Source organism: Oceanobacter sp. 4_MG-2023, from assembly GCF_030689165.1.
Lineage (GTDB): Bacteria > Pseudomonadota > Gammaproteobacteria > Pseudomonadales > Oceanobacteraceae > Oceanobacter.
Genome location: NZ_JAUYVV010000001.1, coordinates 111,281 through 136,838, shown reverse-complemented (window position 1 = coordinate 136,838; position 25,558 = coordinate 111,281). Strand labels below are relative to the sequence as shown.

Sequence of the window (25,558 nt, the reverse complement as noted above, 5' to 3'; positions counted from 1 at the left end):
GGCACAGGTGTTAGAAACAGCGATTGCGCTTTGTCAGTTTTTGTCATAACAAGCCAGTAGTCAATGCAGCGCTAATGTCTTATTTATCGCATTAATTGACGAATCTGATGTTTGGCGGTAGCGAGGAATATTATTGTCCATGTATGCTTTGCGCACACCCGGATAGTGTAACGATCAGCGATCAAACAAAGATACCTAACAATGACAATAGCTCTAGATATTCAGTTTGGGGGCTTTTCCGCAGCAGGTGGAAAAGAAGATAACCAGGATGCATTTGCGGTATATCGACCAGATCCTGAGGTCGTTCGATTCAAGGGAATTGGAGCCTGTGTCGCCGATGGGGCCAGCAGCAGTGCCAATGCCCAACAGGCCAGCTCGACCAGTGTCACCGACTTTCTCAACGACTATTACAGCACACCGGACAGTTGGGACGTCAAGCGTTCCGCCGGCAAGGTTCTCACCTCTCTGAACAGCTGGTTGTACCATCATGGCAAGCAGGCTTCTTCCCATAACAACGGATTGGTAACAACTTTCAGTTGTGCTGTGGTGCATGGTTCTACGGCCCACTTTTTTCATGTTGGTGACAGCCGGGTGTATTTGTGGAGTGCCAATAGCCTGGAACAAGTCACCCGTGATCATGTACATGAAGGTGGCGGCAATACCTATTTGTCCCGATCACTGGGTATGGACAGCCATATCGAGGTGGATTATTTCCAGCGTGATGTACAGCAGGGCGATATTTTTCTGCTGACGACCGATGGTGTTCACGCCTTTGTATCCCGCAAGAACATGGTGGATGCCATGAATGCGGTAACGTCAGAAAGCAGTCAGGCCGAGATTGAGGCGGTGTGCTCAACCCTGGTCAAGCAGGCGATAGAAGCCGGCAGTGATGGTAATGGTACGTGTGTGATCTTGCAGGTCCGGCAAGTACCGGATGAAAGCCTGCAGGAATCTGGCCCGCAAGTGTCCGAGCGTCAGGTGCCCGCGGTTTTGTCTGCTGGTGACAGCATCGATCATTACCAGGTCAACCACATTATCGAGTCCAGTATTTCCAGTATTACCTATCAGGTGGTGAACAAGCGTAATGGGCGTCTTTATCTGCTGAAGGCTCCGGCGATTGGGTTACAGGAAAACCGGGATTATCTGGAATGTTTTGCCCGTGAGCAGTGGGTGGCAGAACGCATCAATCACCGTAATGTCATCAGTGCCGTGCCACAGGAAGACTCGCGTTATAACTATCATGTGTTTGAATGGATCGACGGGGTGTCGTTGCGCCAGTGGATATTCGATAATCCGGATGCCGAGGTTAACCAGGTACGCTTTATTGTTGAGCAGATTATTCATGGTTTACGAGCCTTGCAACGGGCCGGCTTGACCTACCGTAACCTGACTCCGGACAACGTGATCATTGTTCAGGGTGGGGGCGTCAAACTGGTGGATCTGGGGACTGTCATTGGACGAGACATTCCAGCTCTAAAAGAGTGGCCTGTGATTGATTCCATGGACTATCAGGCCCCGGAAGCGATACTGAAGCAGGAATATGGCGCCCAGAGTGATCTGTTTGCTCTGGGGGTGGTGATTTATGAAATGCTGGCTGGAAGTCCTCCTTTCCCGCTGGAGCGCATACAGGAACGTGGAGCGCGCTCGGACTCTGAGTGGCGTTACCAGAGCATTCGGATGTATCGCTCCGATATCCCCCTGTGGCTGGATCTGGTGCTGAAAAAGGCTACTGCTCCAAACCCTGATGACCGTTATCAGGCATTTTCAGAGCTGCGGGAAGATTTGTATAGGCCAAATGAACAGCTGGTCAGAGTGCACCGGGGACGTTCTTGGCTGGCTCGTGACCCGGTGGGCTTCTGGCGCTGGAGTACTGTGGCCTTGGCCGCGGTGGCCATTATTGAAGCCCTGGCTTTGTTATTGAACGACTGACACTCGTTAGTGCCTGGTATTCTCCGGGCATCAATGGATCGACCCTGCAACCAGTACGCGCCGATGGCGTGTACTGGTTGCTTGTTTGAAACCCCGGTCGTTCATGCTGGCCACCCTGTGATCAGATTCTCTCTCCCGTTATTAACCAAACTGGTCAGGCTGGCGGCTGGAATATCGGCTGGAGCAATGGCCAGGGAATACATGTCTTCCATGCGCCTGTTTGTCTTTCCTTACCTCTCTTTGTCTCTGTTCTTTCTCTAATACCCGTTCAAGTCACCACTCTGGTACCTACTACTCCCGTATCGGGACTGCTACCAAGGCACTAGGAAATCACGCCTCTGGTCGGATTGGATGATGCTCTGCCAAAACCAACAATGGTGTTGTATCTGGGCATGCGTGCCAGTGCATCCTGTGGCTGCTGTCCACCCTGAGCGGACACAGAGGCTCCTACACGAATAAGAAAATCCTTTTAGGGAGAGAACACAATGAAAACAACTTCTATCGGCTTGAAGGGACTGGCGTTATCGACACTGGTAGCCGCCGTCTCTTTGGCCAGCTCTGTTCAGGCTGGTGTGACGGATAACGATATTCTCAACGACCAGGCAACGACTGGTGACGTCGTCAGCTATGGTATGGGTTTGCGTGGTCAGCGTTACAGTCCTTTATCCAAGGTGAATTCCCAATCAGTACAGGACCTGACCCCGGTGTGGGGCTTCTCGTTTGGCGGTGAAAAGCAACGGGGTCAAGAATCCCAGCCAATGATCAAAGACGGCGTTATGTACGTCACCGCCTCTTATTCACGGGTGTTTGCGATTGATATCGCTACCGGTGATGAGCTGTGGCAATACGATGCCCGTTTGCCAGAAAACATCATGCCTTGCTGTGACGTGATCAACCGGGGCGTGGCACTGTTCGATAACCTGGTGATCTTCGGAACGCTGGATGCCAAGCTGGTGGCGCTGGATAAAGACACCGGCAAAACCGTCTGGAAGAAAAAAGTAGCAGACTACAAAGGTGGTTATTCCATCTCTGCGGCGCCTATCGTGGTCAAGGGCAAGGTCATTACCGGTGTCTCTGGTGGTGAGTTCGGTATCGTCGGTAAAGTGGAAGCGTACGACGCCAAGACCGGTGAAGTGGTCTGGACCCGTCCGACCGTTGAAGGTCATATGGGCTACCTGAAAGGCAAGGAAAACGGCATTACCGGTGGCAAAGCGGGTAAAACTTGGCCTGGGGATTTGTGGAAATCAGGCGGTGCTGCAACCTGGCTGGGTGGTACTTACGATCCCGATGTTGACCTGCTGTTTTTTGGTACCGGTAACCCGGCACCCTGGAACTCGCACTTGCGTCCCGGGGACAACCTGTACTCTTCCTCCCGTTTGGCTATCGACCCGGATACCGGTGAAATCAAGTGGCACTTCCAGACCACGCCACACGATGGCTGGGATTACGATGGTGTGAACGAGCTGATTTCTTTTGACTATAAGGATGGCAAGAAAACCGTCAAGGCAGCTGCAACAGCAGACCGTAACGGTTTTTTCTATGTCTTGAATCGTGAAAACGGCGACTTCATCAAAGGCTTCCCGTTTGTCGACAAGATTTCCTGGGCCAAGGGGCTGGATAAAAACGGTCGTCCGATCTTTAACGATGCTTTCCGTCCTGGTAATCCATCCGAAAGCGCCGATGGCCATAAAGGCAGTTCCGTCGTCGCCTCTCCTGCGTTCCTGGGGGGCAAAAACTGGATGCCAATGGCGTACTCCCAGGATACTGGCCTGTTTTATGTTCCCTCTAACGAGTGGGAGATGGATATCTGGAACGAGCCAACGGCCTATAAAAAAGGCGCTGCTTACCTGGGTGCAGGCTTCACCATCAAGCCGATCAACGAAGAATATATTGGTGTTCTGCGTGCCATCGATCCTAAAACCGGAAAAGAAGTCTGGCGTTATGAAAACAACGCGCCGCTCTGGGGTGGTGTGATGACAACCGCTGGTGGCCTGGTATTTACCGGCAATCCGGAAGGTTATCTGATGGCGTTTGATGCCAAAACCGGCGAGATGGTTTACAAGTTCAACACCGGTTCCGGTATTGTCGGTACTCCGGTGACCTGGGAGCAAGATGGCGAGCAGTACATCGCGGTTGTTTCCGGCTGGGGTGGTGCGGTTCCATTGTGGGGCGGTGAAGTGGCCAAACGTGTGAAAAACCTGAACCAGGGTGGTTCGGTCTGGACCTTCAAACTGCCAAAACGTCATGAAGTTGCAGCTCGCTGAAGACGACTGAACGACGGTTATAAAATCAACGGCCAATAGCCAGACTATTGGTCTGGTTTTTAAGACTGCTACCTGCTCCAGGTGGCGGTCTTTTTTATGGATAGTGCCCGATGATGATGAATTCCTCCTTCTTAAGTCGCGATCGCTTTTAGCCGTACGAGTGCTGCTCAGGTTCAATACTTTACTGGTCAGGCCAGCCGTTAAGCTACAGGTCTGTTAAATTGATCAGGAGTAGGCAGATGAACATCCTGGTAGTGGATGATCATGGCATTGTGCGTCAGGGATGTGCTGCACTGCTTTCCCAGCATTTTCGCCAGGCCGAGATTGTCGAAGTCGACAGTGGTGAAGCTGCGTGTCAGGCGTGTCGTAAACAACATTTTGATCTGGTTGTTGTTGATTATTGCCTGCCGGGGATTTCCGGTATCGAGACTTGTCGCCGCTTGCTGCAACATGATGACTCTCTGCGGATTCTGTTTTTTTCCATGTTCCGGGAAGCGGAAGTGGTGCGTCAGGCCATCAGTGTTGGCGCGTTGGGTTATGTCTGCAAAAGCAGCAGTTCCTCGTTGCTGGTGGATGCCGCTCGCTCGGTCATGCTTGGACGACCCTTTGTCGAGCACGAACTGTCGATCAACCTGGTGTTCCGTGGTACCAATCTGAACCCCTCCATCTATGATGTGATGACCCCCAGAGAATTTGAGGTGCTGGTGATGATGGCAGCTGGCAAGCGGGTGCAAGACGTTGCCGTCAGCCTGAGCCTGAGCAGCAAAACGATTTCCAATTACGTGACTGCTATCAAGTCGAAGCTGGGGGTTCGTACCGATGCCGAGCTGGTGCACAAGGCCATCGAACTGGGCGTTATCCGTATTGCTGCATCCTTGCCGGCGTAGGCTGGTATTACCAATCAAGTGGGCAGCCCTGACAGTCTTCCATATTGATATCAAGAAAATTGGCGTAATGCTTGCGCGTCTGGCTAAGGTTGGTTCTGACCATATTACTGCCAGACAGCTTGGCTTCCTGCAGATTGGCGCCGGTAAGATCGGCCTCTTCCAGATTGATCTTGGTTGCCCAACTCATTTCCAGATTGACAGCAGTCATCGTGGTGCGGACAAACCGGGCCTTGCTGATACGGGAAAATTCCATATTGGCGGCGGTCATATTGGCACCGGAAAAATCAGCCGTCTGAGCAAACGTGGTGTAGAGATTGGCTCCGGTCAGGTTGGCATTGACTAACCGGGCACCACGCAAATTGGCGTGGCGCAAATCGGCGCGCAACATCATGGCATCGCTGAAGTTGGCTTTTTCCAGATTGGTATCATTGAAGCGGGTGTGATTCAGCTGTGCGCCACTGAAGTTGGCCCCTTTCAGGTTGGCGTGACTGAGGTCCTGATTGGAAAGATCCTGGCCGGAGAAATCAGCACCGGGGCATTGGGTTTCCGGTTTGATCACACAGCCGTTGATGGTCAGATAATCCAGTTCATCGCTGAAGTCGTTGCTGTTGGCGGCGGCACTGGTATTGATCAACAAGCTGCTGGCCAGTAGCCAGAGTGCCGGTTGGTTGAGAGTAAGCTTCATAACAAAATCCTCGGTGGCATCAGATATGGGGTTGCGCTGAATGCTGACAGGATGTCCTGGGCGCATGGCAGCCCAGGCATCCGGGGCTGCCAATTGGATGGCAGCCTGAGGGGCATTATTTCTTGTCAGCCCATGATGGCAGCTTGAAGGCCCAGAACGACCCACCTTGTGGTACTGGTTTGGTCAGCACCGCCATATCGCCACCCCAGAGTGGTACAGCACCGCCATAACCAGAGGTGATGCCGACGTATTGCTCGCCGTCCATTTCCCAGGTAATCGGCGGTGCAATGATTCCGGAGCCAGTCTGGAACTGCCACAGCACCTTGCCAGTGTCGGCATCAAAGGCCTTCAGGTAACCATCGCCGGTGCCGGTGAAAATCAGCCCGCCCTTGGTGGCCAGTACTCCGGCCCAGAGTGGTAATTTTTCCTTGTGTTCCCAGGCGATTTTGCCGTTTTTGGGGTCAATGGCGCGGAGAATACCGACATGGTCGTCATACATCTGCTTGATGCGGAAACCCATGCCGAGGTACGCCGAACCTTTTTTGTAGATTGGATGTTCGGCCCAGTAATCTTCTTTCCAGTGGTTGCCTGGAACGTAGAACAAACCGGTGTCCTGGCTGTAAGCCATCGGGTTCCAGTTTTTGCCACCGAGGAACGGCGGTGATACTTCTACGCTCTCACCACGATTTTCACCTTCCTTGGGTTTGGGAGGCCGTTGGCCTTCGACCTCAATCGGGCGACCGCTTTTCGGGTCGATTCCCTTGGCCCAGGTGATGTTGTCAACAAAAGGGAAAGCACGAATGAACTTGCCGTTTTCCCGGTTAACCACGTAGAAAAAACCGTTACGGTCGGCGTGACCGGTAGCCTTGACGGTTTTGCCTTTGTCCTTGTATTCGAACAGCACCAGCTCGTTGTTGCCGGAAAAATCCCAGGCATCGTTAGGGGTGTGCTGATAGAACCATTTCACCTCACCGGTCGTTGGGTCTACGCCAACCTGGCCAGAGGTATACAGGCTGTCGTATTTTTCCGGTTTGCCATCTTTGCCGGTACGTGCCCAGCCATTCCAGGGGGCCGGGTTACCGGCACCAACGATAATGGTGTTGGTTTCGGTATCAAAGCTGGCGCTTTGCCACGGTGCACCACCGCCATGACTCCAGGCTTCCACTTTACCGGTAGGGGAGTTGGGATCGTCCGGCCAGGATGGTGCCTTGACATCACCGGTCGGCGTGCTTTTCTTGCCATTCAGACGGCCATAATGACCTTCGACAAAGGGCCGCATCCAGATTTCTTCACCGGTGTCCGGGTCACGGGCAAACAGTTTGCCGATGATACCAAATTCGTCACCGGAGGAACCATGAATCAAGAGTACCTTGCCGGTTTTCTTGTCTTTAACAAAGGTCGGTGCACCGGTCATGGTGTAGCCTGCTTCGTAGTCACCAAAACGTTTTTTCCAGGCCAGCTTGCCGGTGTCTTTGTTTAAGGCAACCACCTGGGCATCCAGGGTACCGAAATAAATCTTGTCGCCGTAGATGGCAGCACCACGGTTGACGACGTCACAGCAAGGACGAATCCCTTCTGGCAGTCGAGCGGTGTAGCTCCACTTCTTTTTGCCGGTACGGGCATCAATGGCAAATACACGGGAATACGACCCGGTAACGTAAATCGTACCATCGTGCATCAGCGCCTGGCTTTCCTGGCCGCGCTGTTTTTCATCACCAAAAGAAAACGACCAGGCGGGTGTGAGCTTGTGGACGTTGTCTTTGTTGAGATCTGTCAGAGGGCTGTAACGCTGCGCTTTGGGGCCAATACCATAAGCCAGTACGTCTTTTGGGGTGTTGGCATCATTGGCGATGTCTTCCCAGCTGACGTTGCTGCTGGCAACCGCAGCAGGGGTGGCCAGAATAGCCGCAGTGACCAGAGCGGAGTGGATGAGCGAACGCTTGAGGGGCCGAAAGCCGTTGGGCAAGGAGATTGATCGCTGTTTCATGTCTGCATCCTGATTGTTGTTGTAGATGGATGATCAGCAAAGGCTGAGGACACTATTCTGTCTGTTTGCCGGGTTAACGGAATACAGCGGATTTCCTGATGAATATAGGAAAACTGATGGGAGGAAACGGGAAAATTTCCTGCCGTGGGCGGGAATCGATCAGCAGGGCTGACAGAGAGACTGGAGGTTAAGGGGATGGTTAGGTTATCTGCTGGTGCGATTGAGTGGTGGACGAGGTGTCTGGAGAGGCCATCCGGGGTGTCTGGAAAGAGGCAAGTGGTTACGGGGTTTACGAGTATGGCGATAACAACCCCAGCAGCAAAGCATGATGCTGTTGGGGGTTGTCGTCATCGCCATGGTCAGTTACTAACGTGCGGCATGCTGTTGCTGAAGCTGGGTCAGGTCGAGCAGAATATGTCCGGATTCCGTCAGCAGGGCATCATCTTCTTTCTGGTCGTGTGTGGCTGATGGTGCTTCTTCTTCGGACTCGACGGTTACTATTTCCTCTGGCTCAGGCTCATCTTCCAGCTGGGTCAGCAGTTCCATCCCCTTGGCCTTGCGGCGTTTGTTTTCCAGGTCCAGGCGTTTCTGGTCATTGGCTTTACGCTCTGCAGTACGGATTTTTTCGTTCAGGGAAATATCGTTCTGCTGGCGCATTTCCTCGATCAGCTGCTTTTGTTCGCGCAGGAAAATAAAGTCGGGATCGGTCTTGGCACGTTGCTGGTGTTTTTTCCGCAACAGGGCAACGCTGTTGTGGATTTGGGAATCGGCAGCGTATTTGGCCGGGCGGATTTCATCCCATGGCAGGGCTTCATCAAGGGCGCTTTCACCAATTTTGTCGGTATCAAATAACGACGGGTACAGCACGTCGGGAATCACTCCCTGATGCTGGGTACTTTGCCCCGAGACGCGGTAGAATTTTGCCTGGGTGATTTTTAGCTGGCCATGACGCAAAGGACGTAATGACTGTACTGTGCCCTTGCCGAAGGTTTGTCCACCAACCACTACGCCACGGCCATAATCCTGAATGGCACCCGCAAAAATTTCCGAGGCTGAGGCGCTGAGGCGATTGACGAGTACAACCAGTGGGCCGTCATACAGAACGGTTGGGTCATCATCCGGCAAGACTTCGACATTACCGCGAGTACTGCGCACCTGTACAACCGGGCCTTGGGGAATAAACAGGCCGGTCAGGCTGATGGATTCTTCCAGCGAGCCGCCACCGTTATTACGCAAGTCGATGATCAGGCCTTCGATGCCTTCCTGGCGCAATTCCTTGATCAGGCGTGCCACGTCGCGGGTGGTGCTTTTGTAATCCGGGCGTTTTTCCATCCGGCCCTGGAAATCGATGTAGAAGGTCGGAATCTCAATCACCCCGATACGATGTTCCTTGTTGTCATCCCCCTTGATGGTCAGCAAGTCTTTTTGTGCGGATTGCTCTTCCAGCTTCACTTCGTCGCGGACAATGGAAATGATCTTGGTTTCGTTGCCAACACTGTTGGAAGGAATGATTTCCAGGCGCACCGTGGTGCCTTTGGGGCCCCGGATCAGATCAACCACTTCATCCAGCCGCCAGCCGATGACATCGGTGATGGCGCCTTTGGGGTCTTGGCCAACACCAACGATTTTGTCGGCAGGATGGAGATTCTTGGCTTTGTCGGCAGGGCCTGCAGGTACCAGGCGCACCACCTTGGTGTATTCGTCTTCCCCTTGGAGTACCGCACCAATGCCTTGTAATGACAGGCTCATATTGATGTTGAAGTTTTCGCTATTACGCGGGGAAAAGTATTGGGTGTGAGGGTCAAATGCCCGTGTGACAGCATTCATGACAGTTTGATAGGCGTCTTCAGGCTTGCTCTGGTGAATCCGGTTGAGCTGGTTCTGGTAACGCTTGTGGAGTAACTCGATGGCAGCCTGATGATCCTTGCCACTCATGGTCAGGCTCAGGATGGAGTTCTTCAGGCGTTTGCGCCAGAGGTTGTCCAGTTCGACATTGTTGGTGGCCCACGGCGTATTGTCACGATCGATTTTCAGGCGCTCGTCGGTGTCGAAAGTATAGTCCGGGGCCCGCTCTTCCAGCTCTGCCAGCATAAAGGTCAGGCGTTCGTTGACCCGTTGTTGCAAGCGGTTGTAGATAAAAAAGGGAATGGTCAGGTCGCCACGCATCAAGGCGTCATCGAACTGTTTGCGATATCGTTCGAAAGACTGGACATCACTGGCCAACAGGTAACTTCGGGTGCTGTCGAGATCGTCGAGGTACAGGTCAAAAATCTTGCTCGACAAGCGGTCATCAAGACGCTGGAGCTCATAATGGCCACGCAGCAGGTTATTGAGAATCTGCTGGGTCGTGACAGCCTGTTCCCGGGTCGGTTCCAGCGGTGTAAAAGGCGTGCCGGGACGGATATCCTTGATGGCTGCCAGGGCTGCGGTTGAAGTGAAGATTACTGTTAGCAACAGTAATGACGAAAGCGCTTTTGATAGTCTCAAATACATAGTTACAGCCAGGCGTCTACTCGTTGAGTCAAATTTGTACAACCACGGGGCATGGGATGATGATCGCCGCCGTTTGGCCGCTACTGTGATACCAAGGCACCATAATTCAGGCCGATATGGATGCCAAGTTATCCATTATAGACTGCCTTTCGGGCCGTTTGGCGCATAAATGGTGCCAGAGACCATATTTGATAACAAAGAACAAAAATAATTCCTTGCTGCTGGTGCTTAATCAGAGGGAATAAACTTCCGGCGGCCAATCACGGCCAATGATGTTATTCGCAGTACGTTTTATCCTGACATTAATAGACAAAATACAGGAGCCAATATGGCCAGAGTCACGCTTGCATTGCCATCGACGATCGATTTTTCGGTTGATCTTGATGTCCGGATTTCAGAAATCAACTATGGCAACCATCTGGGCAATGACCGGATGGTGACGCTGCTACACGAGGCGCGGCTGCGTTATTTGCGTTCTCTGGACTTTTCGGAACTGGATATTGATGGCCTGGGGATTATGGTCGCCGACCTGGTGGTTAGTTTCCGGGCCGAAGCCTTTATTGGCGAAGTATTGACCTTTGCCGTCGGGGTGATGGATTTTAACAAATACGGTTGTGATGTGATTTACCGGGTCAGTAACCAGTCCAGCGGTAAACTGGTGGCGGAAGCCAAGACCGGCATTGTATTTTTTGATTATACGGAACGTAAACTGGCGCGGGTGCCGGAGATATTCAGACAGCATTGCCAGGGGAAAAGTGCCGACTGAGCAACGCTTGAGCCACGAAGGATCAAGGCGCTGTCAGAGAGGAGCCGGAGCCTTGTCTTGTGGTATCAGCTGTCGTCGCTGTTAATGCCAAGGTCGTCGAAATATTCGCTGATAAAGTCGAGAAACGCCCGGCTTTTGGTGGCCAGGTAGCGATTTTGTGGGAATACCACCTTGATCGTACGAACCGGGATCTCAACGTTACTGAACAAGCGCACAAGCTCGCCATTCTGCAAGTGATGATCGGCAATATATGTCGGGATGGCCGTGATACCCATACCGGCCAGACAGGCTTCATAGACCATATCGATGTCGTTGACAGACAGCTTGCGTTCGACGCTGGACAAGGTGAAGCCGTGATCTTTTTCAAACTGGCGCAGCCAGTTAATACGGGCAAACTCGGCGTTGGTGACCATCAGAATACGGTGCTTGTCGAGGTCTTCCAGTGATGTTGGGGTGCCCCAGGTCTTGAGGTACTGAGGCGAGGCACAAATCACAATATTCTGGCGCGCTACCGGTTTGGCAATCAGTCGGGAATCTTCCAGAGTGCCAATGCGGAGCGCAAAATCGTAGCCTTCCTTGACGATGTCCAGAGGCCGATCCGAAATATGCAGGTCGAAGCTGATATCCGGGTACTTCTCGGAAAAATCATTAAACATCCGCGCAAGTTCGCGGCGGCCAAAATTGGACATGGCAGTGATGCGCAAACGTCCGCGCGGCGTCACATCAAAATCGGTGACCAGTTTTTCGGCTTCGGAAATGGACTCGAGGATGTTTTCACAGTGCTGGTAAAACATCTGCCCCGCTTCCGTCGGACTGACCGAGCGGGTCGTGCGGTTCAACAATCTCACTCCCAGACGCTCTTCCAGCCCACTGATTTGTTTGCTGACCGCGGATGGCGTAACGCCTAGCGAATCAGCAGCAGAAGTGAAGTTGCGTGCGCGTACAACAGAAACAAATGTTTGCAGGGTGTCTATGCGGGACATGGGTACGATTCTTGCCGAAAACAGGTTAGTGCCGGAGTATAATTAATCCTGAGGAAATAATCAGCTTACATTCGATGCCTTTTACGCCGAAATGGCGTGGATTCAATGCCCTTTGGCTCGTATTGGGCTAATTGTCAGTAAAGTCGTGATATCCGTTGGCGCATGGTCAGGTCATCGGCTGTTGTCTGTCGCCGTCGTCGCGCTGGTGGCCGTGGCAGTCGTGGCGTCTGGAGTGCCACGGCTACGAGGCTGCCACAGATTAACGATACCGGCGAGAATAATCAGCACTGCTCCGGCAATGGTGGTCCAGCCCGGAATTTCATCCCAGAACCACCAACCCATCAAGGCGCCATAAATAACCGCGCTGTAAACGTAGACGCCGACCTTGCCGGTCGGTGCGGTGCGATACGCTTTGGTTAATGCCAGCTGGCCGACTGTTGCCACCAGGCCCATCGCCGCGAGCCACCACCAGGCATCATCGGGAACCGGTCGCCAGTTCATCAGGGCAGCGGGAAAAGAGACCAGGCTGGCAATCAGGCCAAAGTAAAACACAATACACTGGCTGGATTCCGTCACCGACATGCGCCGGATGGTGACCTTGGCCAGAGCTGCCAGGGCAGCCCCGAGCAAACCGATCAAGGCCGCGAGGGTAAAGGTGCTATCGGCTCCGGGGCGCAGGATAATCGCGACACCTGAAAATCCGATTAGCAGGGCCAGGCCACTGAACTTGCCCGTGGGTTCTTTTAGCCACCACCAGGCCAGTAAAGGCATAAAGAAAGGACTCGACAGCTTGACCAGAAAGGCTTCGGTCAGTGGCATATTGCCAAGCGCCCAGAAATAACAGTACATCGCTGCAACCCCTACCAGTCCACGCATGAGGTGCCAATGCCAGACGCTGGTTTTGAGGCTGCCAATGCCACTGTTCATGATCAGGGGGGCCAGTACGATCAGCCCAAGGATATTGCGGAAAAACACCACTTGCTCTGTCGACAGATCGTCTGACAAATGTTTGATCAGGGCGCCCATGATGGCTAATAGCGCTTCTCCCAACATCAGGTATAACGCCCCGATACGCAGTTCGCGACTCACAGTGGTGTAATTCCTCTGGTCTTTAAATTCATTGAAATGACTCAATATCAGCAGTGTTGTGTCGGCGTAGTATTGACGGTGTCGGCTGATTTGCTGGTTTGGGCATCAGTATACGGATGGATGATGAATATTGCTCAGGATCAATAAACAACTATTAGATTTTCTTGTTTTTGATGTTTTTTACTTGAAAATTATTCATCAAGTCTCCATTTACCATTAAGGCAGTCACTGTTTAGCACAACTTCAGTTTGCCCGACTTTACTTTGTACAACGCTGCGAGTACCGGCCTTCCTTGGCTGGTGTTTGCCGGTATTACCAGAGGAGAAGCTCTGTATGCGTATGGATCGTTTAACCACCAGTTTGCAAAACGCCCTGGCCGAAAGCCAAAGCCTGGCCTTGAGCCAGGATCACAATCAGATTGATACCGTCCATTTGTTATTGGCGTTGTTACAGCAGGCCAATAGTTCGGTCAAAGACGTAATTCGTCGTATTGGCAGCAATGTGCCGCAGCTGGAGCAAGCCCTGCAGAAGGTACTGCAAGATCAACCTCGGGTCAGTAACCCTGATGGGCAAATCCAGGTGTCGGCGGAGCTGGGACGGTTATTGAACCTCACCGAAAAAGCGGCCAAACAGCAGGGCGATCAATACGTTTCCAGCGAGATTTTTCTACTGGTGGCACTGGAAGACAAAGGGGCTGCAGGCCAGGCGCTAAAAGCGGCCGGTCTTGATGCCACCAAAGTGAAACAGGCGATAGAGGATATGCGTGGTGGTGAAACTGTGAGCGATGCCAATGCGGAAGACAGCCGCCAGGGGCTGGAAAAATACTGTATCGACCTGACCGAACGGGCCGAAGCGGGCAAGCTGGATCCAGTGATTGGTCGAGATGATGAAATCCGCCGCACGATTCAGGTACTGCAACGCCGAACCAAAAACAACCCGGTTCTGATTGGTGCTCCCGGGGTGGGTAAAACCGCAGTCGTAGAAGGTCTGGCCCAGCGTATCGTCAATGGTGAAGTGCCGGATACCCTCAAGGACAAACGTATTCTGTCGCTGGATATGGGCTCGCTGGTGGCCGGTGCCAAATATCGGGGTGAGTTTGAAGAACGACTGAAAGCCGTATTAAAAGACGTCGCTAAAGAAGAAGGCCGCATCGTGCTCTTTATTGATGAGCTGCACACCATGGTAGGGGCGGGTAAGGGCGAAGGCTCGATGGATGCGGGCAATATGCTGAAACCGGCATTGGCGCGTGGCGAGTTGCACTGTGTGGGGGCTACCACCCTGGACGAATACCGGGAATTTATCGAGAAAGACGCAGCGCTGGAGCGTCGTTTCCAGAAAATCATGGTGGATGAGCCATCGGTCGAAGATACGATCGCCATTTTGCGTGGTCTGAAAGAGCGTTACGAGGTTCACCACGGCGTACAGATTACCGACAGCGCCATTATTGCGGCGGCAAAACTGTCCACGCGCTATATCGCTGATCGCCAGTTGCCAGATAAAGCAATCGACCTGATTGATGAAGCCGCTTCGGTGATTCGTATGGAAATCGATTCCAAGCCACAGGAAATGGACAAGCTGGAACGCCGCCTGATTCAGCTGAAAATTGAGCGTGAAGCGCTGAAAAAAGAAAAAGACGAAGCAGCGAAAAAACGTCTGAGTGATCTGAACGACGACATCAATAAAGCCAGCGGTGCTTATGTCGAGCTGGAAGATGTCTGGAAGCAGGAAAAAGCCCTGCTGGAAGGTGCTTCCAAATCGAAGGAGTTGCTGGAGCAGGCCCGAATCGAAATGGACGCTGCTCGTCGCAGTGGTGATTTGCAACGAATGTCGGAACTGCAATATGGCCGTATTCCTGAGCTGGAAAAACAACTGGCCAGTGCCAATGAAGCCGAGTCCAATGGCTCGCAGGAATTTACCCTGTTACGTAACAAGGTGACGGAAGATGAAATCGCTGAAGTGGTTTCTCGCTGGACCGGCGTTCCGGTGAGCCGGATGCTGGAAGGTGAACGGGAAAAACTGCTGCGTATGGAAGATGTATTACATGAGTCCGTGGTGGGACAGGATCAGGCCATCAAGGCCGTGGCCAACGCGGTACGACGTTCCCGCGCCGGGTTGTCGGACCCGAATCGACCTCATGGTTCTTTCCTGTTCCTTGGCCCGACCGGGGTGGGTAAAACCGAGCTGTGCAAGGCGTTGGCCAACTTCCTGTTTGACAGCAAGGACGCCATGGTACGGATTGATATGTCGGAATATATGGAGAAACACTCGGTGTCCCGTTTGATCGGTGCGCCTCCAGGTTATGTGGGTTACGAAGAAGGTGGTCACCTGACCGAAGCGGTACGACGCAAGCCTTATTCCGTGATCTTGCTGGATGAGGTCGAGAAAGCCCATCCGGATGTGTTTAACATCCTGCTGCAGGTGCTGGATGATGGCCAATTGACCGATGGTCATGGTCGTCGGGTGAACTTCAAGAACACTGTGCTGGTGATGACCTCGAATCTGGGCTCTGATGTGATCCAGAACCTGTTTGCCGATCAGCCGTATGAAAACATGCGTGATGCTGTTATGGAGATTGTGGGTAATCACTTCCGGCCAGAATTTATCAACCGTATCGATGAAGCGGTGGTATTCCATCCGCTGATGAAAGACCAGATCCGGGGGATCGCTGATATTCAGTTGCAGATGTTACGTGACCGCCTGGCGGAACGTGATCTGTCATTGGAATTCAGTGACGCTGCGATTGGCAAGCTGGTGGATGTGGGTTACGACCCGGTCTTTGGCGCTCGGCCATTAAAACGGGCAATTCAGCGCTGGGTCGAAAACCCACTGGCGCAGGATATTCTCTCGGGCAAATTCATGCCGGGGGATACCATCATGGCTGATGTGGCAGAACAGGAAGAGGGTGGTTCCACTCTGGTATTCAGTTCTCGGCATCCTGTTGTGGCCATGTAATCGTAAGCATTGTGATGTTATTTGATTATTGACTTCATCAAGCGGCCCGAGAGGGCCGTTTTTTTGTGGTGGATCCGACGAGTTGCTCTGGCTGCCTGTATGATGGCTGCAGAATCTGTTGCCAAGCGCGGTATTTGAATGGTTGTTGCCGCTGTGACAACGGAATAATACGTGCAGCCCGGAATCTGGAGGATATGGTGATGGCTCGGCATATGGAGAATTCATGGCTGGTGCAAGCCAGCCAGTTGCTAACAATCAGTACGGCACTGGTGTTGACCGCCTGTGCATCGGTTGCAGGGTCCGTGGTGGATCTGGGCGATCATGCTGAAAACCAGCTTCACTGCGGCATGGATGCCGGCGTTACACTGAAAGAGGATGGTAGTCAGGTCGTTATTGCACTGGGTCCGCGTCCAACCCCCGGTTATCAGGTGGTACTGGAGCAAAGTGAAATGAGAGACAGTATGGTGTCAGTGACCTTCCATGAGCAGCTGCCACAACAAGGCAGTATAGCCGCGCAAGTCATGACATCCCCCTGTATCATGCTGACCTTGCCAGAAACATGGCAATCGTTGCGGGTCAGTAGCAGTGATTCTGGTGCCGTCTGGCAATTCTTTAATCCGGCTAACCCCCGTTAGGAGCTGGTTTGGCAATTATTCTGGGTATTGACCCCGGCTCACGAGTGACCGGCTTTGGTGTGATTAATGCCGTCGGTCAGCGCGTGGAGTACATCACCAGCGGCTGTATCCGCTGCGGTGATGGCGACATGCCACAGCGGCTACAGACTATTTTCACCTCGGTTAATGAAGTGATCGAAACCTGGTCGCCGCAACAATTTGCGATTGAGCAGGCCTTTATGGGAAAAAATGCCGCCTCGGCGCTGAAACTCGGTCAGGCACGTGGTGTCGCTATGGTTGTCGCGGCATTACAGCAACTGCCGGTGGCGGAGTATGCTCCGCGAGCGATTAAAATGGCGGTGACGGGTACCGGCGGAGCGGAAAAAGAACAGGTTCAGCATATGGTGCAAACCTTGCTGAAATTGCCCGGCCGGCCGCAGGCAGACGCGGCGGATGCGCTGGCGATTGCGCTTTGTCATGCCTTTACTGCTGCCAGCCTGGTTGCCCGGGCCGGTGCCAAAGGCAGCCGCCGGGGACGTCCGGTTAACTTTCCTTCTTGACTCCAACTGTGCTTTGTCCGGGCAGTTGAGCCATGCTTGGCTTTGCTGGTAGGCTAAGCCGCTTTTTGTGCAGGTATCGCTATGATTGGTCGTTTACAGGGCGTTGTGCTCGAAAAATCCGCCCCGGATTTGCTGGTTGATGTCAATGGCGTTGGCTACGAGGTGCAGGCCCCGCTGACGACCTTTGCCGTCCTGGGGAATACCGGCTCCCCTGTGGTGCTGTATACCCATCTGGCGATTCGTGAAGATGCTCACCAGTTGTATGGTTTCAGTGATAAAAGCCAGCGCTCCTTGTTTCGGACCCTGATCAAGGTCAGCGGCGTCGGACCCAAACTGGCATTGGCTATCTTGTCTGGTATGGATGTTAATGCCTTTGCCATGTGTGTGCATAATGAAGACATTACCGCCTTGACCCGCTTGCCTGGCGTTGGCAAAAAAACGGCTGAGCGGCTGGTCGTGGAGATGCGTGATCGCCTGAAAGAATGGCAGACACCGGCTCCGCTGTGGCAAGCCGCGGATCATGCCGAGCAGGCGTCTGCAGATATGATTCTGTTGGAAGCCGAGTCGGCACTGGTGTCTCTGGGCTACAAGCCCGCAGAGGCAGCCCGGATGCTGAACAAGTTTGTGGATCAGGCGACCACCGCGGAAGAACTGATTCGGTTGGCCCTCAAAAACAGTCTGGGTAACGCATGATAGAAACTGATCGTTTTATCAGTCCTGTGTCGGCTCCGGGTGAAGAGCATCAAGATCGTGCTATTCGCCCCAAAACCCTTGACGACTATATTGGCCAGCCCGTGGTGCGGGAGCAGATGGAAATCTTTATTGGTGCTGCTCGTGCCCGCCAGGAGGCTCTGGACCACACGCTGGTGTTTGGTCCACCCGGACTGGGGAAAACCACGCTGGCCAATATCATTGCTGTCGAAATGGGCGCATCGATCAAGTCCACGTCTGGCCCGGTACTGGAAAAAGCCGGTGATCTGGCCGCCATGCTGACCAACCTCGAAGCGGGTGATGTACTGTTTATTGACGAAATCCATCGCCTGAATCCCGCGGTAGAAGAAGTACTGTATCCGGCGATGGAAGATTATCAGCTCGATATCATGGTGGGAGAAGGGCCAGCAGCCCGCTCCATCAAGATAGAACTGCCACCTTTTACCCTGGTGGGTGCGACCACGCGGGCGGGGTTGTTGACTTCGCCATTACGAGACCGGTTTGGCATTGTACAGCGACTGGAGTTTTATAATGAGGACGACCTCAGCACCATTGTCAGTCGCTCAGGCTCACTACTGGAGCTGGAAGTCGATCACGCCGGGGCCAGGGAAATTGCTCGTCGTGCGCGCGGAACGCCGCGGATTGCCAACCGCCTGTTACGGCGGGTACGGGATTATGCCCAGGTCAAGGGGGATGGCAGCGTTGATCTGGCCTGTGCCGATGCAGCACTGAACATGTTGAATGTGGATGCCCAGGGCTTTGATCATATGGACCGTCGCCTGTTATTAACCCTGATGGAAAAATACGATGGTGGCCCCGCCGGGGTCGACAGCCTGGCAGCATCCATTGGTGAAGAACGGGATACCATCGAAGATGTACTGGAGCCTTATCTGATGCAACAGGGTTATATTACCCGCACGCCACGAGGCCGCATGGCAACCCGGTTGGCCTACCTGCATTTTGGTTTGCCATTGCCGGCACGACTGGGGCCTCAAGATGAATCTGTTTGACTGGCCGGTCCGTATTTATATTGAAGACACCGATGCCGGTGGCATCGTTTATCATGCCAATTATTTACGCTACATGGAGCGCGCCCGAACCGAGTGGTTGCGGTCCATGGATATTGGCCAGGAAATACTGCGACAGCAGGGTATTCTGCTTGTCGTAACTGCCATTGACGTCAAATACCGCAAACCGGCCCGGTTGGATGATGAACTGAATGTTTCGGTGCAGGTCGATAAGGTCGGCAAAGCCCGCTTGCACATATCGCACCTGGTCAGTCGCATCAATAACAGCGGTGAGCATGAACGGCTGGTGACTGCGAATGTTGTTATCGCCACCATGAACTTTGAAGGCAAGCCGATGGCTTTGCCTGCCATTATTACCACCCGTATGCAGGATCAGTTGTCCGCCGCGGGGAACTCAACGGATGTCAGGGAGTAGCAGTGAACGAGTCCATGTCCATTTTCAGCCTGGTGCTCAATGCCAGTATTGTTGTACAGCTGGTGATGCTGATGCTGTTGCTGGCGTCGGTGAGTAGCTGGGTTGTGATCTTCCAGCGCAGCCGGGTGCTATCTGCCAGCCGTGCCCAATTGCTGGATTTTGAAGATCGCTTCTGGTCCGGTGCCGATCTCAATGATCTGTATCGAGAGTGTCAGGCCAAAGAAACGACCAGCATGATCGAAAACGTCTTTATGGCGGGGCTGAAAGAATTTGGCAAGATGCGGCAGCAGAGTACGCATGACCCGGATGCCATGATCCAGGGCTGCCAGCGGGCAATGCGGATTGCGATTACCCGGGAATCGGAAGCGCTGGATGCTCACTTGCCTATGCTGGCCACCGTCGGCTCCACCAGTCCTTATATCGGCCTGTTTGGTACGGTGTGGGGCATTATGAATTCGTTCCATGGTTTGGCTTCGGTCAAGCAGGCCACCATTGCAACCGTGGCCCCGGGTATTTCCGAAGCACTGGTAGCGACCGCCATGGGTCTGTTGGCAGCCATTCCTGCGGTTATTTTTTATAACCGGTTTGTTTCGCGAGTGGATCACTTGACGACAGGCATGAATACGTTTGCCGATGAATTTTCTTCATTGCTGTACCGACAGGCATTACGGTTGAAACAAGGGGCCAAGCCTGCGGCAAGCGGGGAAAAATAATGGAGTCAATGCAGCCACCGGCGGCCAAACGACGGCCTGTTGCAGAAATCAACGTTGTGCCCTACATCGATGTAATGTTGGTGCTCCTGGTGATTTTTATGGTGACAGCTCCCATGCTGGTACAAAGTATCCAGGTGAACTTGCCCCGGGTTGACTCGACGCCGGTTGAAATTGAACCTGATGACCATACCCTGGTTATCTCCGTGAATCAGCAGGGTGTGTATTTTATCGAGCGTGAAGAAGGCCAGCCCGCGGCGATGACTCTGATGCAAGTACAGGATTATATGGCCAAGGTAAAAGCCGAGGTTCCGGCTACCCGGGTCATGATTCGAGGGGATGAGCAGGTTGCCTACGGCAAGGTCGTGCGCCTGATGGGAGGTTTGCAAGTGGCGGGTATATCGGATGTAGGTCTGATTACTGAAGCCCCGGATGCGGAAGCAGGCGAGTGAAACAGTGGTTTAAGCCGTCGTCTTACTCGATACCAGTGATGCTGGCCATTTTGCTGCATGGCGGTGTTGCTGGCTTATTCTTGCTGCAATGGCCTGCGGCAGAGCGCATCATCAAGCCCCCGGTGCCCAAACATATTATTGCGAATGTGGTCGCAACAGAAAATCGTGCCGTGCAGCAGCGTCAACAACAGGCACAGCAACAACATGCCCAACAACAAAAACAACAGGCCGCTGATGCGCTGAAGAAAAAACAGGCGGCTGAGAAAGCCAGAAAGCAGCGTGAAGCCGATGCTTTGGCACTAAAGAAAAAGCAGCAGGCTGAGGCCCAACAGAAAAAACAGCAAGCACAACAGCAAGCCGAAGCTGAGGCACAAGCCGCGGCGGATGCCAAGGCAAAAGCTGAAGCCGAAGAAGCGGCAGCCGCTGCCGAGCGTGAGCAGCAGTTACGCGAAGAAGAACAGCAACTGCTGGAGCAACTGGCAACCGAGCAGGCCGCTCAGGAAATGCAACAACAGCAAGAGAATGAACGGCGCGCCAAAGTCGAAGCGGAGCTGGAGGCAGACTTTGTTTCCCAGGTACGAGAAAAAGTTGAGCGCAGCTGGCTGTACCCGCCAGCAGTCAAGCCCGACCAGCAGGTAACGGTGCGTATCAACCTGGTTCCGACCGGGGAAGTCATCAGTGTTGTGGTTATCAAAGGCAGTGGCAACACGGCGCTGGATCGCTCGGTTGAACAGGCGGTGCTCAAGGCATCACCCTTGCCGGTTCCCAAAGACGTTCGGGTATTCGAGCGCAGTTTCCGTACACTCACCATGGTTTTCAGACCGGAGAATGCAACGTGGTAAAACAATGGATTAGCATACTGATGCTGTTAATGATGACTGGCATGGCTCAGGCTGAACTGGTTATCGAAGTGACTCAAGGCAAGCAATCCGCGATTCCTATCGCGGTTGTGCCATTCGAATGGCAAGGAGAAGGTCAGCTGCCTGAAGATATCAGCGGTATTATTGCCAACGATTTGGGCAGCAGTGGTTATTTCAAGGTATTGCCGGTTGCGAATATGATCAGTCAGCCAACGGCCCTTGAAGCGGTTACTTATAGTGATTGGCGCAATTTGCGCCAGGATTTTGTCGTAATTGGCCGTATTTCGATCGATGATAGCGGATATGCTATGGAATTCCATGTTCTGGATGTTCATCAGAAAGTAGAGTTACTACGGCACCGGGTTAAAGGCAAAGCCAGTCAATTACGGGATATCGCCCATTACATCAGTGATTATGTTTTTGAAAAACTGACGGGTATTCCTGGAGTATTTTCAACCCGGCTTATTTATGTAACGACCAATCGTGAACGTACGCGCTTTAATTTGAATTATGCCGATGCCGATGGTGCCAGGGAACAGCTTGTATTTACTTCCAAGGACCCGATTATTTCCCCTGCCTGGGCACCGGATGGCAAGAAGGTAGCGTATGTGTCATTTGAAAGTGGCCGCAGTGCTATTTATTTTCAGGAGCTGGCGACTGGCAAGCGTGAGCTGGTGTTACAAATGGAAGGATCGACCAGTGCACCGGCATTTTCACCAGACGGTACGCGGTTGGCCTTTGTTCGGTCTTATTTGGGGAATCCGGATATTTATGTAATGGATCTTGCCAGTCGCAAAACTGAACGACTGACAAATCATTACGCTATTGACACTGAGCCACAGTGGATGATGGATAATCGTCATTTGGTATTTACTTCCAGCCGGGCGGGCGGGCCACAGATATATCAGTTGGATGTCAGTAGCAAAGCTGTCAAACGAATAACATATGAGGGTAGCTATAATGCCCGAGCCAGAGTCACGGATGATGGGCGCAAATTGATTTATGTGCACCGGGAAGGCAAGAACTTTCATATTGCCTCTCAGGACCTGCATTCGGGACAAGTTCATATTCTTACAACAGATACCGACCTTGATGAGTCACCGAGTGTTGCACCTAATGGAAGTATGGTAATTTATGCAGCCAGTGAAGCAGATCGCAGCATATTAGCCGCAGTCTCTGTGGATGGTGACGTCAAATTTCGATTGCCATCCAAATATGGCGATGTAAGGGAGCCAGCGTGGTCCCCGATTTTTAAAAACTAAAAACATCAAGTGGAGTGGGAAGACAGTTATGCAAATAAATGCATTGTATAAAGCCTTGGGGTTAACACTGGGAGCACTGCTGGTTGCTGCATGTTCAAGCACTGGTGAAATCAACGAAGGCGAATCTGAGACTGTAACTGAAGTTGAAGAAGTGGTTACCGAAGTTGAAGAAACGGTTGAAGACGCAAGCACGACTGCGGTTGATACCTCTGCAGTCAGTGGCGAGACTCTGGAATCCCGGATGACAGAAGCTGAAGCAGCGTTGCTTGAACAGACTGTCTTCTACTTTGACTTCGATCAGAGCTCAATCAAAAGCAGCAGCCTGGCTGCCCTGAAAGCACACGCCGCTTACCTGGCTGCAAACAGCTCGGCTAGCGTTGTTCTGGAAGGTCATGCCGATGAGCGTGGTACTGTAGAGTACAACCTGGCTTTGGGTGAGCGTCGCGGTATGGCTGTCCGTCGTTTCTTGCTGGCCAATGGTGCCAGTGCCAGTCAGCTGGAAGTTGTCAGCTTTGGTGAAGAACGTCCGGTTGCCATGGGTCACAGCGAATCCAGCTGGTCCAAAAACCGTCGCGTTGAAGTGAAATACTAGAGTCGTTAATGAAATCATTGTACTTCCTTTGTTCGCTGGCATTGTCTGCCAGCCTGCAAGCGGAAGAGTGGGTTTCGGTAGGAGCTGCCCCCGTGGTAACTCCTGCGTCATCGACTGCTTCCGTTAGTCAACCTGCTGTTACTTCTCCCTCTCCCAGTACGACCCAGTCCGGTGCCTCTCCAGAGTTGGTCAACGAGTTGTTGATGCAGGTTGAGCAAATGCAGCAGGAAATTGCTGAACTGCGTGGTCAGATTGAGCGGCAGAGTAACGAATTACGGCAACTCAAGCGGGACGGTGACAATCGCTATCTGGATCTGGATCGGCGTATTGTGTATCTGACGACAGAAGCCGATAAAAAACCGGTTGCTGTTGCTGCATCAGCAGAAGCCTCTGCGCAGGACGTGTATAACCAGGCAATGATGCTGGTGAGAGACAAAAAATTTGAACAGGCCAATCAGGCATTCGGACGCTTTGTTGAGCAATATCCCGAGGATGAGCTGGTGGCCAATGCCTGGTACTGGAACGGTGAAGTGTATCTGGTACGGGGTGAGTATCCGTCAGCATTGGAAAGTTTCCGCACGGTGATTGATGATTTTCCTGATCACAGCAAGGCGGCCGATGCGACTTACAAATATGCAGTGACCCTGCACAAATCCGGTGATACCGCGGCAGCTCAACACTGGTTGGAGACTATCCAGGAACGTTATGCAACGTCTTCTCCTGTAACGGTGCGTCAGGCTGAGGGTTATTTGGAAAAAATAACACCGGCACAATAAATTTTTATTAAAAAAGACTTGTCACTCCCCCAAAATTAAGTATTATATGCGCCTCCTTCGGGTCGTTAGCTCAGCTGGTAGAGCAGTTGGCTTTTAACCAATTGGTCGCTGGTTCGAATCCAGCACGACCCACCATTAAAATCTGGCGTTGGTTTGTAGTTACTCAAGTAATTACAGATCGAAATGAACAAAAATCTTTCGGAGATTTGTTCGGACGCAGATTTAAGGATGGGGTAACTTACTGAAAAGGTTGACAATTTATTCCTTGTCAGTAGAATACGAAGGTATCGGGTCGTTAGCTCAGCTGGTAGAGCAGTTGGCTTTTAACCAATTGGTCGCTGGTTCGAATCCAGCACGACCCACCAATTCCTAAAAAAGGGAGAAAGCATTGCTTTCTCCCTTTTTTATTTGCGATTCGCTTAAACGCAGTGGCCATTGCCTGCTTTTCTACTGTGTTACACTTGGCCCTGTTTGCATTTCGACTGGTATCCGAGAACCCTATGTCCCAGGCCGCTGAACAAGAACAACGACATATCGTCCAGGATTTCTGGGCAACTCCTGAAGCCCCACTGGACGCTGACCAGATTACTCACTACAAGGAACAGATTCGTACGCTGCTGCAGCGCGAAGATGCCGTCCTGGTAGCGCATTATTACACCGATCCTGCTATTCAGGCGCTGGCGGAAGAAACCGGCGGCTGTGTTGCCGATTCTCTTGAAATGGCTCGCTTTGGTGCCAATCATCCAGCCAGTACCCTGGTGGTGGCCGGGGTGCGTTTTATGGGTGAGACCGCCAAGGTACTCAGCCCGGAAAAACGGGTCTTGATGCCGACGCTGGAAGCGACCTGTTCACTGGATCTTGGTTGTCCGGTGGATGAATTTACTGAGTTTTGTGATCAGCACCCGGATCGTACCGTGGTGGTGTACGCCAATACCTCGGCGGCGGTGAAAGCCCGTGCCGATTGGGTGGTGACCTCCAGTATTGCGCTGGATGTGGTGAACTATTTACACGGCAAGGGTGAAAAACTGATCTGGGCACCTGATCGTCATCTTGGGGATTATGTGTGCCGGGAGACCGGTGCGGATATGATTCTCTGGGACAGCGAATGCATCGTCCATGATGAATTCAAGGCCAAGGGCTTGCAGGATTTGCGGCTGGTATATCCGGATGCCGCGATTCTGGTGCACCCGGAATCTCCTCAGTCCGTGGTTGAGCTGGCCGATGCGGTTGGCTCGACCAGTCAGTTGATCAAGGCGGCGGTAGAGTTGCCTAACCCTGTGCTGATTGTGGCTACTGACAAAGCCATTTTTTACAAAATGCAGCAAGCGGTACCCGACAAGTTACTGGTAGAGGCACCAACCTCCGGTAATGGCGCTACTTGCCGCAGTTGTGCCCACTGTCCCTGGATGGCGATGAACGGTCTGCGCAATATTGCCAGTGTGTTGGATAATGGCGATCAGGAAATATTTGTTGCCGAACCCCTGAGGGTCGGTGCGATTCGGAGTCTGCAACGAATGTTGGACTTTAAGATTTGATTGGCTGT

22 protein-coding genes and 2 tRNA genes are annotated in these 25,558 nt (G+C 52.7%); 19 read left to right on the top strand and 5 right to left on the bottom strand.

Annotated features, from left to right (window positions below; all coding sequences use genetic code 11):
• The first annotated feature begins 201 nt into the window (after positions 1 to 201).
• The 3 genes from Q8W24_RS00615 (at position 202) to Q8W24_RS00605 (ending at position 5,080) form a co-directional block, all read left to right on the top strand.
• Positions 202 to 1,929, top strand: coding sequence for a bifunctional protein-serine/threonine kinase/phosphatase (locus Q8W24_RS00615; protein ID WP_305474062.1), 1,728 nt, complete (start codon positions 202 to 204; stop codon positions 1,927 to 1,929).
• 485 nt (positions 1,930 to 2,414) lie between these two features.
• Positions 2,415 to 4,193 carry a PQQ-dependent methanol/ethanol family dehydrogenase gene (locus Q8W24_RS00610; RefSeq protein WP_303433797.1) on the top strand — a complete coding sequence of 593 codons (1,779 nt, stop codon included), beginning with the start codon at positions 2,415 to 2,417 and terminating at the stop codon, positions 4,191 to 4,193.
• A gap of 239 nt (positions 4,194 to 4,432) precedes the next feature.
• A complete protein-coding gene (locus Q8W24_RS00605) occupies positions 4,433 to 5,080 on the top strand; it encodes a response regulator transcription factor (protein ID WP_303433796.1) in 648 nt (215 codons plus the stop codon).
• A 7-nt stretch (positions 5,081 to 5,087) separates the two neighbouring features.
• Here the strand turns inward: Q8W24_RS00605 and Q8W24_RS00600 are convergent, their stop codons facing one another.
• The 3 genes from Q8W24_RS00600 to Q8W24_RS00590 form a co-directional block, all read right to left on the bottom strand.
• Positions 5,088 to 5,765 (bottom strand): pentapeptide repeat-containing protein, encoded by a 678-nt coding sequence (locus tag Q8W24_RS00600; RefSeq protein WP_305474061.1) that lies wholly within the window; start codon positions 5,763 to 5,765, stop codon positions 5,088 to 5,090.
• A gap of 115 nt (positions 5,766 to 5,880) precedes the next feature.
• The gene (locus Q8W24_RS00595; protein ID WP_305474060.1) at positions 5,881 to 7,752 is read right to left on the bottom strand and encodes a methanol/ethanol family PQQ-dependent dehydrogenase; all 1,872 of its coding nucleotides are present in this window, start codon (positions 7,750 to 7,752) and stop codon (positions 5,881 to 5,883) included.
• A gap of 366 nt (positions 7,753 to 8,118) precedes the next feature.
• Positions 8,119 to 10,206 carry a carboxy terminal-processing peptidase gene (locus Q8W24_RS00590; protein ID WP_303433790.1) on the bottom strand — a complete coding sequence of 696 codons (2,088 nt, stop codon included), beginning with the start codon at positions 10,204 to 10,206 and terminating at the stop codon, positions 8,119 to 8,121.
• Positions 10,207 to 10,573: 367 nt separating this feature from the next.
• Here Q8W24_RS00590 and Q8W24_RS00585 point away from each other — a divergent pair, with 367 nt between their 5' ends.
• Positions 10,574 to 11,011 (top strand): thioesterase family protein, encoded by a 438-nt coding sequence (locus Q8W24_RS00585; RefSeq protein WP_305474058.1) that lies wholly within the window; start codon positions 10,574 to 10,576, stop codon positions 11,009 to 11,011.
• Between the two features lie 65 nt (positions 11,012 to 11,076).
• On the opposite strand, the gene Q8W24_RS00580 is transcribed toward Q8W24_RS00585, so the two are convergent.
• Together Q8W24_RS00580 and Q8W24_RS00575 are read right to left on the bottom strand one after the other, a co-directional pair.
• A complete protein-coding gene (locus Q8W24_RS00580) occupies positions 11,077 to 11,994 on the bottom strand; it encodes a LysR family transcriptional regulator (protein WP_303433786.1) in 918 nt (305 codons plus the stop codon).
• A gap of 171 nt (positions 11,995 to 12,165) precedes the next feature.
• Positions 12,166 to 13,083, bottom strand: coding sequence for a DMT family transporter (locus Q8W24_RS00575; RefSeq protein WP_305413813.1), 918 nt, complete (start codon positions 13,081 to 13,083; stop codon positions 12,166 to 12,168).
• 333 nt (positions 13,084 to 13,416) lie between these two features.
• Here Q8W24_RS00575 and clpB point away from each other — a divergent pair, with 333 nt between their 5' ends.
• From clpB to nadA, 15 genes are all read left to right on the top strand, one after another.
• A complete protein-coding gene (gene clpB, locus Q8W24_RS00570; RefSeq protein ID WP_303433783.1) occupies positions 13,417 to 16,035 on the top strand; it encodes an ATP-dependent chaperone ClpB in 2,619 nt (872 codons plus the stop codon).
• A gap of 200 nt (positions 16,036 to 16,235) precedes the next feature.
• A complete protein-coding gene (locus tag Q8W24_RS00565) occupies positions 16,236 to 16,670 on the top strand; it encodes a protease complex subunit PrcB family protein (RefSeq protein ID WP_305413810.1) in 435 nt (144 codons plus the stop codon).
• 8 nt (positions 16,671 to 16,678) lie between these two features.
• Positions 16,679 to 17,209: a crossover junction endodeoxyribonuclease RuvC gene (gene ruvC / locus Q8W24_RS00560; RefSeq protein WP_303433779.1), complete on the top strand. Its 531-nt coding sequence runs from the start codon at positions 16,679 to 16,681 to the stop codon at positions 17,207 to 17,209.
• Between the two features lie 81 nt (positions 17,210 to 17,290).
• Positions 17,291 to 17,902 (top strand): Holliday junction branch migration protein RuvA, encoded by a 612-nt coding sequence (gene ruvA / locus Q8W24_RS00555; protein ID WP_303433778.1) that lies wholly within the window; start codon positions 17,291 to 17,293, stop codon positions 17,900 to 17,902.
• On the top strand, positions 17,899 to 18,930 hold the full coding sequence (gene ruvB / locus Q8W24_RS00550; RefSeq protein WP_303433776.1) for a Holliday junction branch migration DNA helicase RuvB: 1,032 nt from the start codon (positions 17,899 to 17,901) through the stop codon (positions 18,928 to 18,930). Before ruvA ends, ruvB begins: the two co-directional genes overlap by 4 nt.
• Positions 18,917 to 19,363 (top strand): YbgC/FadM family acyl-CoA thioesterase, encoded by a 447-nt coding sequence (locus tag Q8W24_RS00545; RefSeq protein WP_303433774.1) that lies wholly within the window; start codon positions 18,917 to 18,919, stop codon positions 19,361 to 19,363. The genes ruvB and Q8W24_RS00545 overlap by 14 nt, the downstream gene beginning before the upstream one ends.
• A gap of 2 nt (positions 19,364 to 19,365) precedes the next feature.
• Positions 19,366 to 20,076: a protein TolQ gene (gene tolQ, locus Q8W24_RS00540; RefSeq protein ID WP_303433772.1), complete on the top strand. Its 711-nt coding sequence runs from the start codon at positions 19,366 to 19,368 to the stop codon at positions 20,074 to 20,076.
• On the top strand, positions 20,076 to 20,525 hold the full coding sequence (gene tolR / locus Q8W24_RS00535; protein ID WP_303433770.1) for a protein TolR: 450 nt from the start codon (positions 20,076 to 20,078) through the stop codon (positions 20,523 to 20,525). Before tolQ ends, tolR begins: the two co-directional genes overlap by 1 nt.
• The gene (gene tolA, locus Q8W24_RS00530) at positions 20,522 to 21,367 is read left to right on the top strand and encodes a cell envelope integrity protein TolA (protein WP_303433769.1); all 846 of its coding nucleotides are present in this window, start codon (positions 20,522 to 20,524) and stop codon (positions 21,365 to 21,367) included. Before tolR ends, tolA begins: the two co-directional genes overlap by 4 nt.
• Positions 21,368 to 21,387: 20 nt before the next feature.
• Positions 21,388 to 22,647, top strand: coding sequence for a Tol-Pal system beta propeller repeat protein TolB (gene tolB, locus Q8W24_RS00525; RefSeq protein ID WP_303433767.1), 1,260 nt, complete (start codon positions 21,388 to 21,390; stop codon positions 22,645 to 22,647).
• 28 nt (positions 22,648 to 22,675) lie between these two features.
• Positions 22,676 to 23,239: a peptidoglycan-associated lipoprotein Pal gene (gene pal / locus Q8W24_RS00520; protein WP_303433765.1), complete on the top strand. Its 564-nt coding sequence runs from the start codon at positions 22,676 to 22,678 to the stop codon at positions 23,237 to 23,239.
• A gap of 8 nt (positions 23,240 to 23,247) precedes the next feature.
• Positions 23,248 to 24,015 carry a tol-pal system protein YbgF gene (ybgF, locus tag Q8W24_RS00515; RefSeq protein ID WP_303433763.1) on the top strand — a complete coding sequence of 256 codons (768 nt, stop codon included), beginning with the start codon at positions 23,248 to 23,250 and terminating at the stop codon, positions 24,013 to 24,015.
• 59 nt (positions 24,016 to 24,074) lie between these two features.
• A tRNA-Lys gene (locus Q8W24_RS00510) sits at positions 24,075 to 24,150 on the top strand.
• Positions 24,151 to 24,304: 154 nt separating this feature from the next.
• A tRNA-Lys gene (locus Q8W24_RS00505) sits at positions 24,305 to 24,380 on the top strand.
• A 135-nt stretch (positions 24,381 to 24,515) separates the two neighbouring features.
• Positions 24,516 to 25,550 (top strand): quinolinate synthase NadA, encoded by a 1,035-nt coding sequence (gene nadA / locus Q8W24_RS00500; protein WP_305451380.1) that lies wholly within the window; start codon positions 24,516 to 24,518, stop codon positions 25,548 to 25,550.
• Positions 25,551 to 25,558: the final 8 nt, after the last annotated feature.

What these genes read in the sequence shown, in the direction of transcription:
- Q8W24_RS00615 (WP_305474062.1), top strand. Translation starts at nt 202, where the DNA reads ATGACAATAGCTCTAGATATTCAGTTTGGGGGCTTTTCCGCAGCAGGT.
- Q8W24_RS00610 (WP_303433797.1), top strand. Translation starts at nt 2,415, where the DNA reads ATGAAAACAACTTCTATCGGCTTGAAGGGACTGGCGTTATCGACACTG.
- Q8W24_RS00605 (WP_303433796.1), top strand. Translation starts at nt 4,433, where the DNA reads ATGAACATCCTGGTAGTGGATGATCATGGCATTGTGCGTCAGGGATGT.
- Q8W24_RS00600 (WP_305474061.1), bottom strand. Translation starts at nt 5,765, where the DNA reads ATGAAGCTTACTCTCAACCAACCGGCACTCTGGCTACTGGCCAGCAGC.
- Q8W24_RS00595 (WP_305474060.1), bottom strand. Translation starts at nt 7,752, where the DNA reads ATGAAACAGCGATCAATCTCCTTGCCCAACGGCTTTCGGCCCCTCAAG.
- Q8W24_RS00585 (WP_305474058.1), top strand. Translation starts at nt 10,574, where the DNA reads ATGGCCAGAGTCACGCTTGCATTGCCATCGACGATCGATTTTTCGGTT.
- Q8W24_RS00580 (WP_303433786.1), bottom strand. Translation starts at nt 11,994, where the DNA reads ATGTCCCGCATAGACACCCTGCAAACATTTGTTTCTGTTGTACGCGCA.
- clpB (WP_303433783.1), top strand. Translation starts at nt 13,417, where the DNA reads ATGCGTATGGATCGTTTAACCACCAGTTTGCAAAACGCCCTGGCCGAA.
- Q8W24_RS00565 (WP_305413810.1), top strand. Translation starts at nt 16,236, where the DNA reads ATGGCTCGGCATATGGAGAATTCATGGCTGGTGCAAGCCAGCCAGTTG.
- ruvA (WP_303433778.1), top strand. Translation starts at nt 17,291, where the DNA reads ATGATTGGTCGTTTACAGGGCGTTGTGCTCGAAAAATCCGCCCCGGAT.
- ruvB (WP_303433776.1), top strand. Translation starts at nt 17,899, where the DNA reads ATGATAGAAACTGATCGTTTTATCAGTCCTGTGTCGGCTCCGGGTGAA.
- Q8W24_RS00545 (WP_303433774.1), top strand. Translation starts at nt 18,917, where the DNA reads ATGAATCTGTTTGACTGGCCGGTCCGTATTTATATTGAAGACACCGAT.
- tolR (WP_303433770.1), top strand. Translation starts at nt 20,076, where the DNA reads ATGGAGTCAATGCAGCCACCGGCGGCCAAACGACGGCCTGTTGCAGAA.
- tolB (WP_303433767.1), top strand. Translation starts at nt 21,388, where the DNA reads ATGCTGTTAATGATGACTGGCATGGCTCAGGCTGAACTGGTTATCGAA.
- pal (WP_303433765.1), top strand. Translation starts at nt 22,676, where the DNA reads ATGCAAATAAATGCATTGTATAAAGCCTTGGGGTTAACACTGGGAGCA.
- ybgF (WP_303433763.1), top strand. Translation starts at nt 23,248, where the DNA reads ATGAAATCATTGTACTTCCTTTGTTCGCTGGCATTGTCTGCCAGCCTG.
- nadA (WP_305451380.1), top strand. Translation starts at nt 24,516, where the DNA reads ATGTCCCAGGCCGCTGAACAAGAACAACGACATATCGTCCAGGATTTC.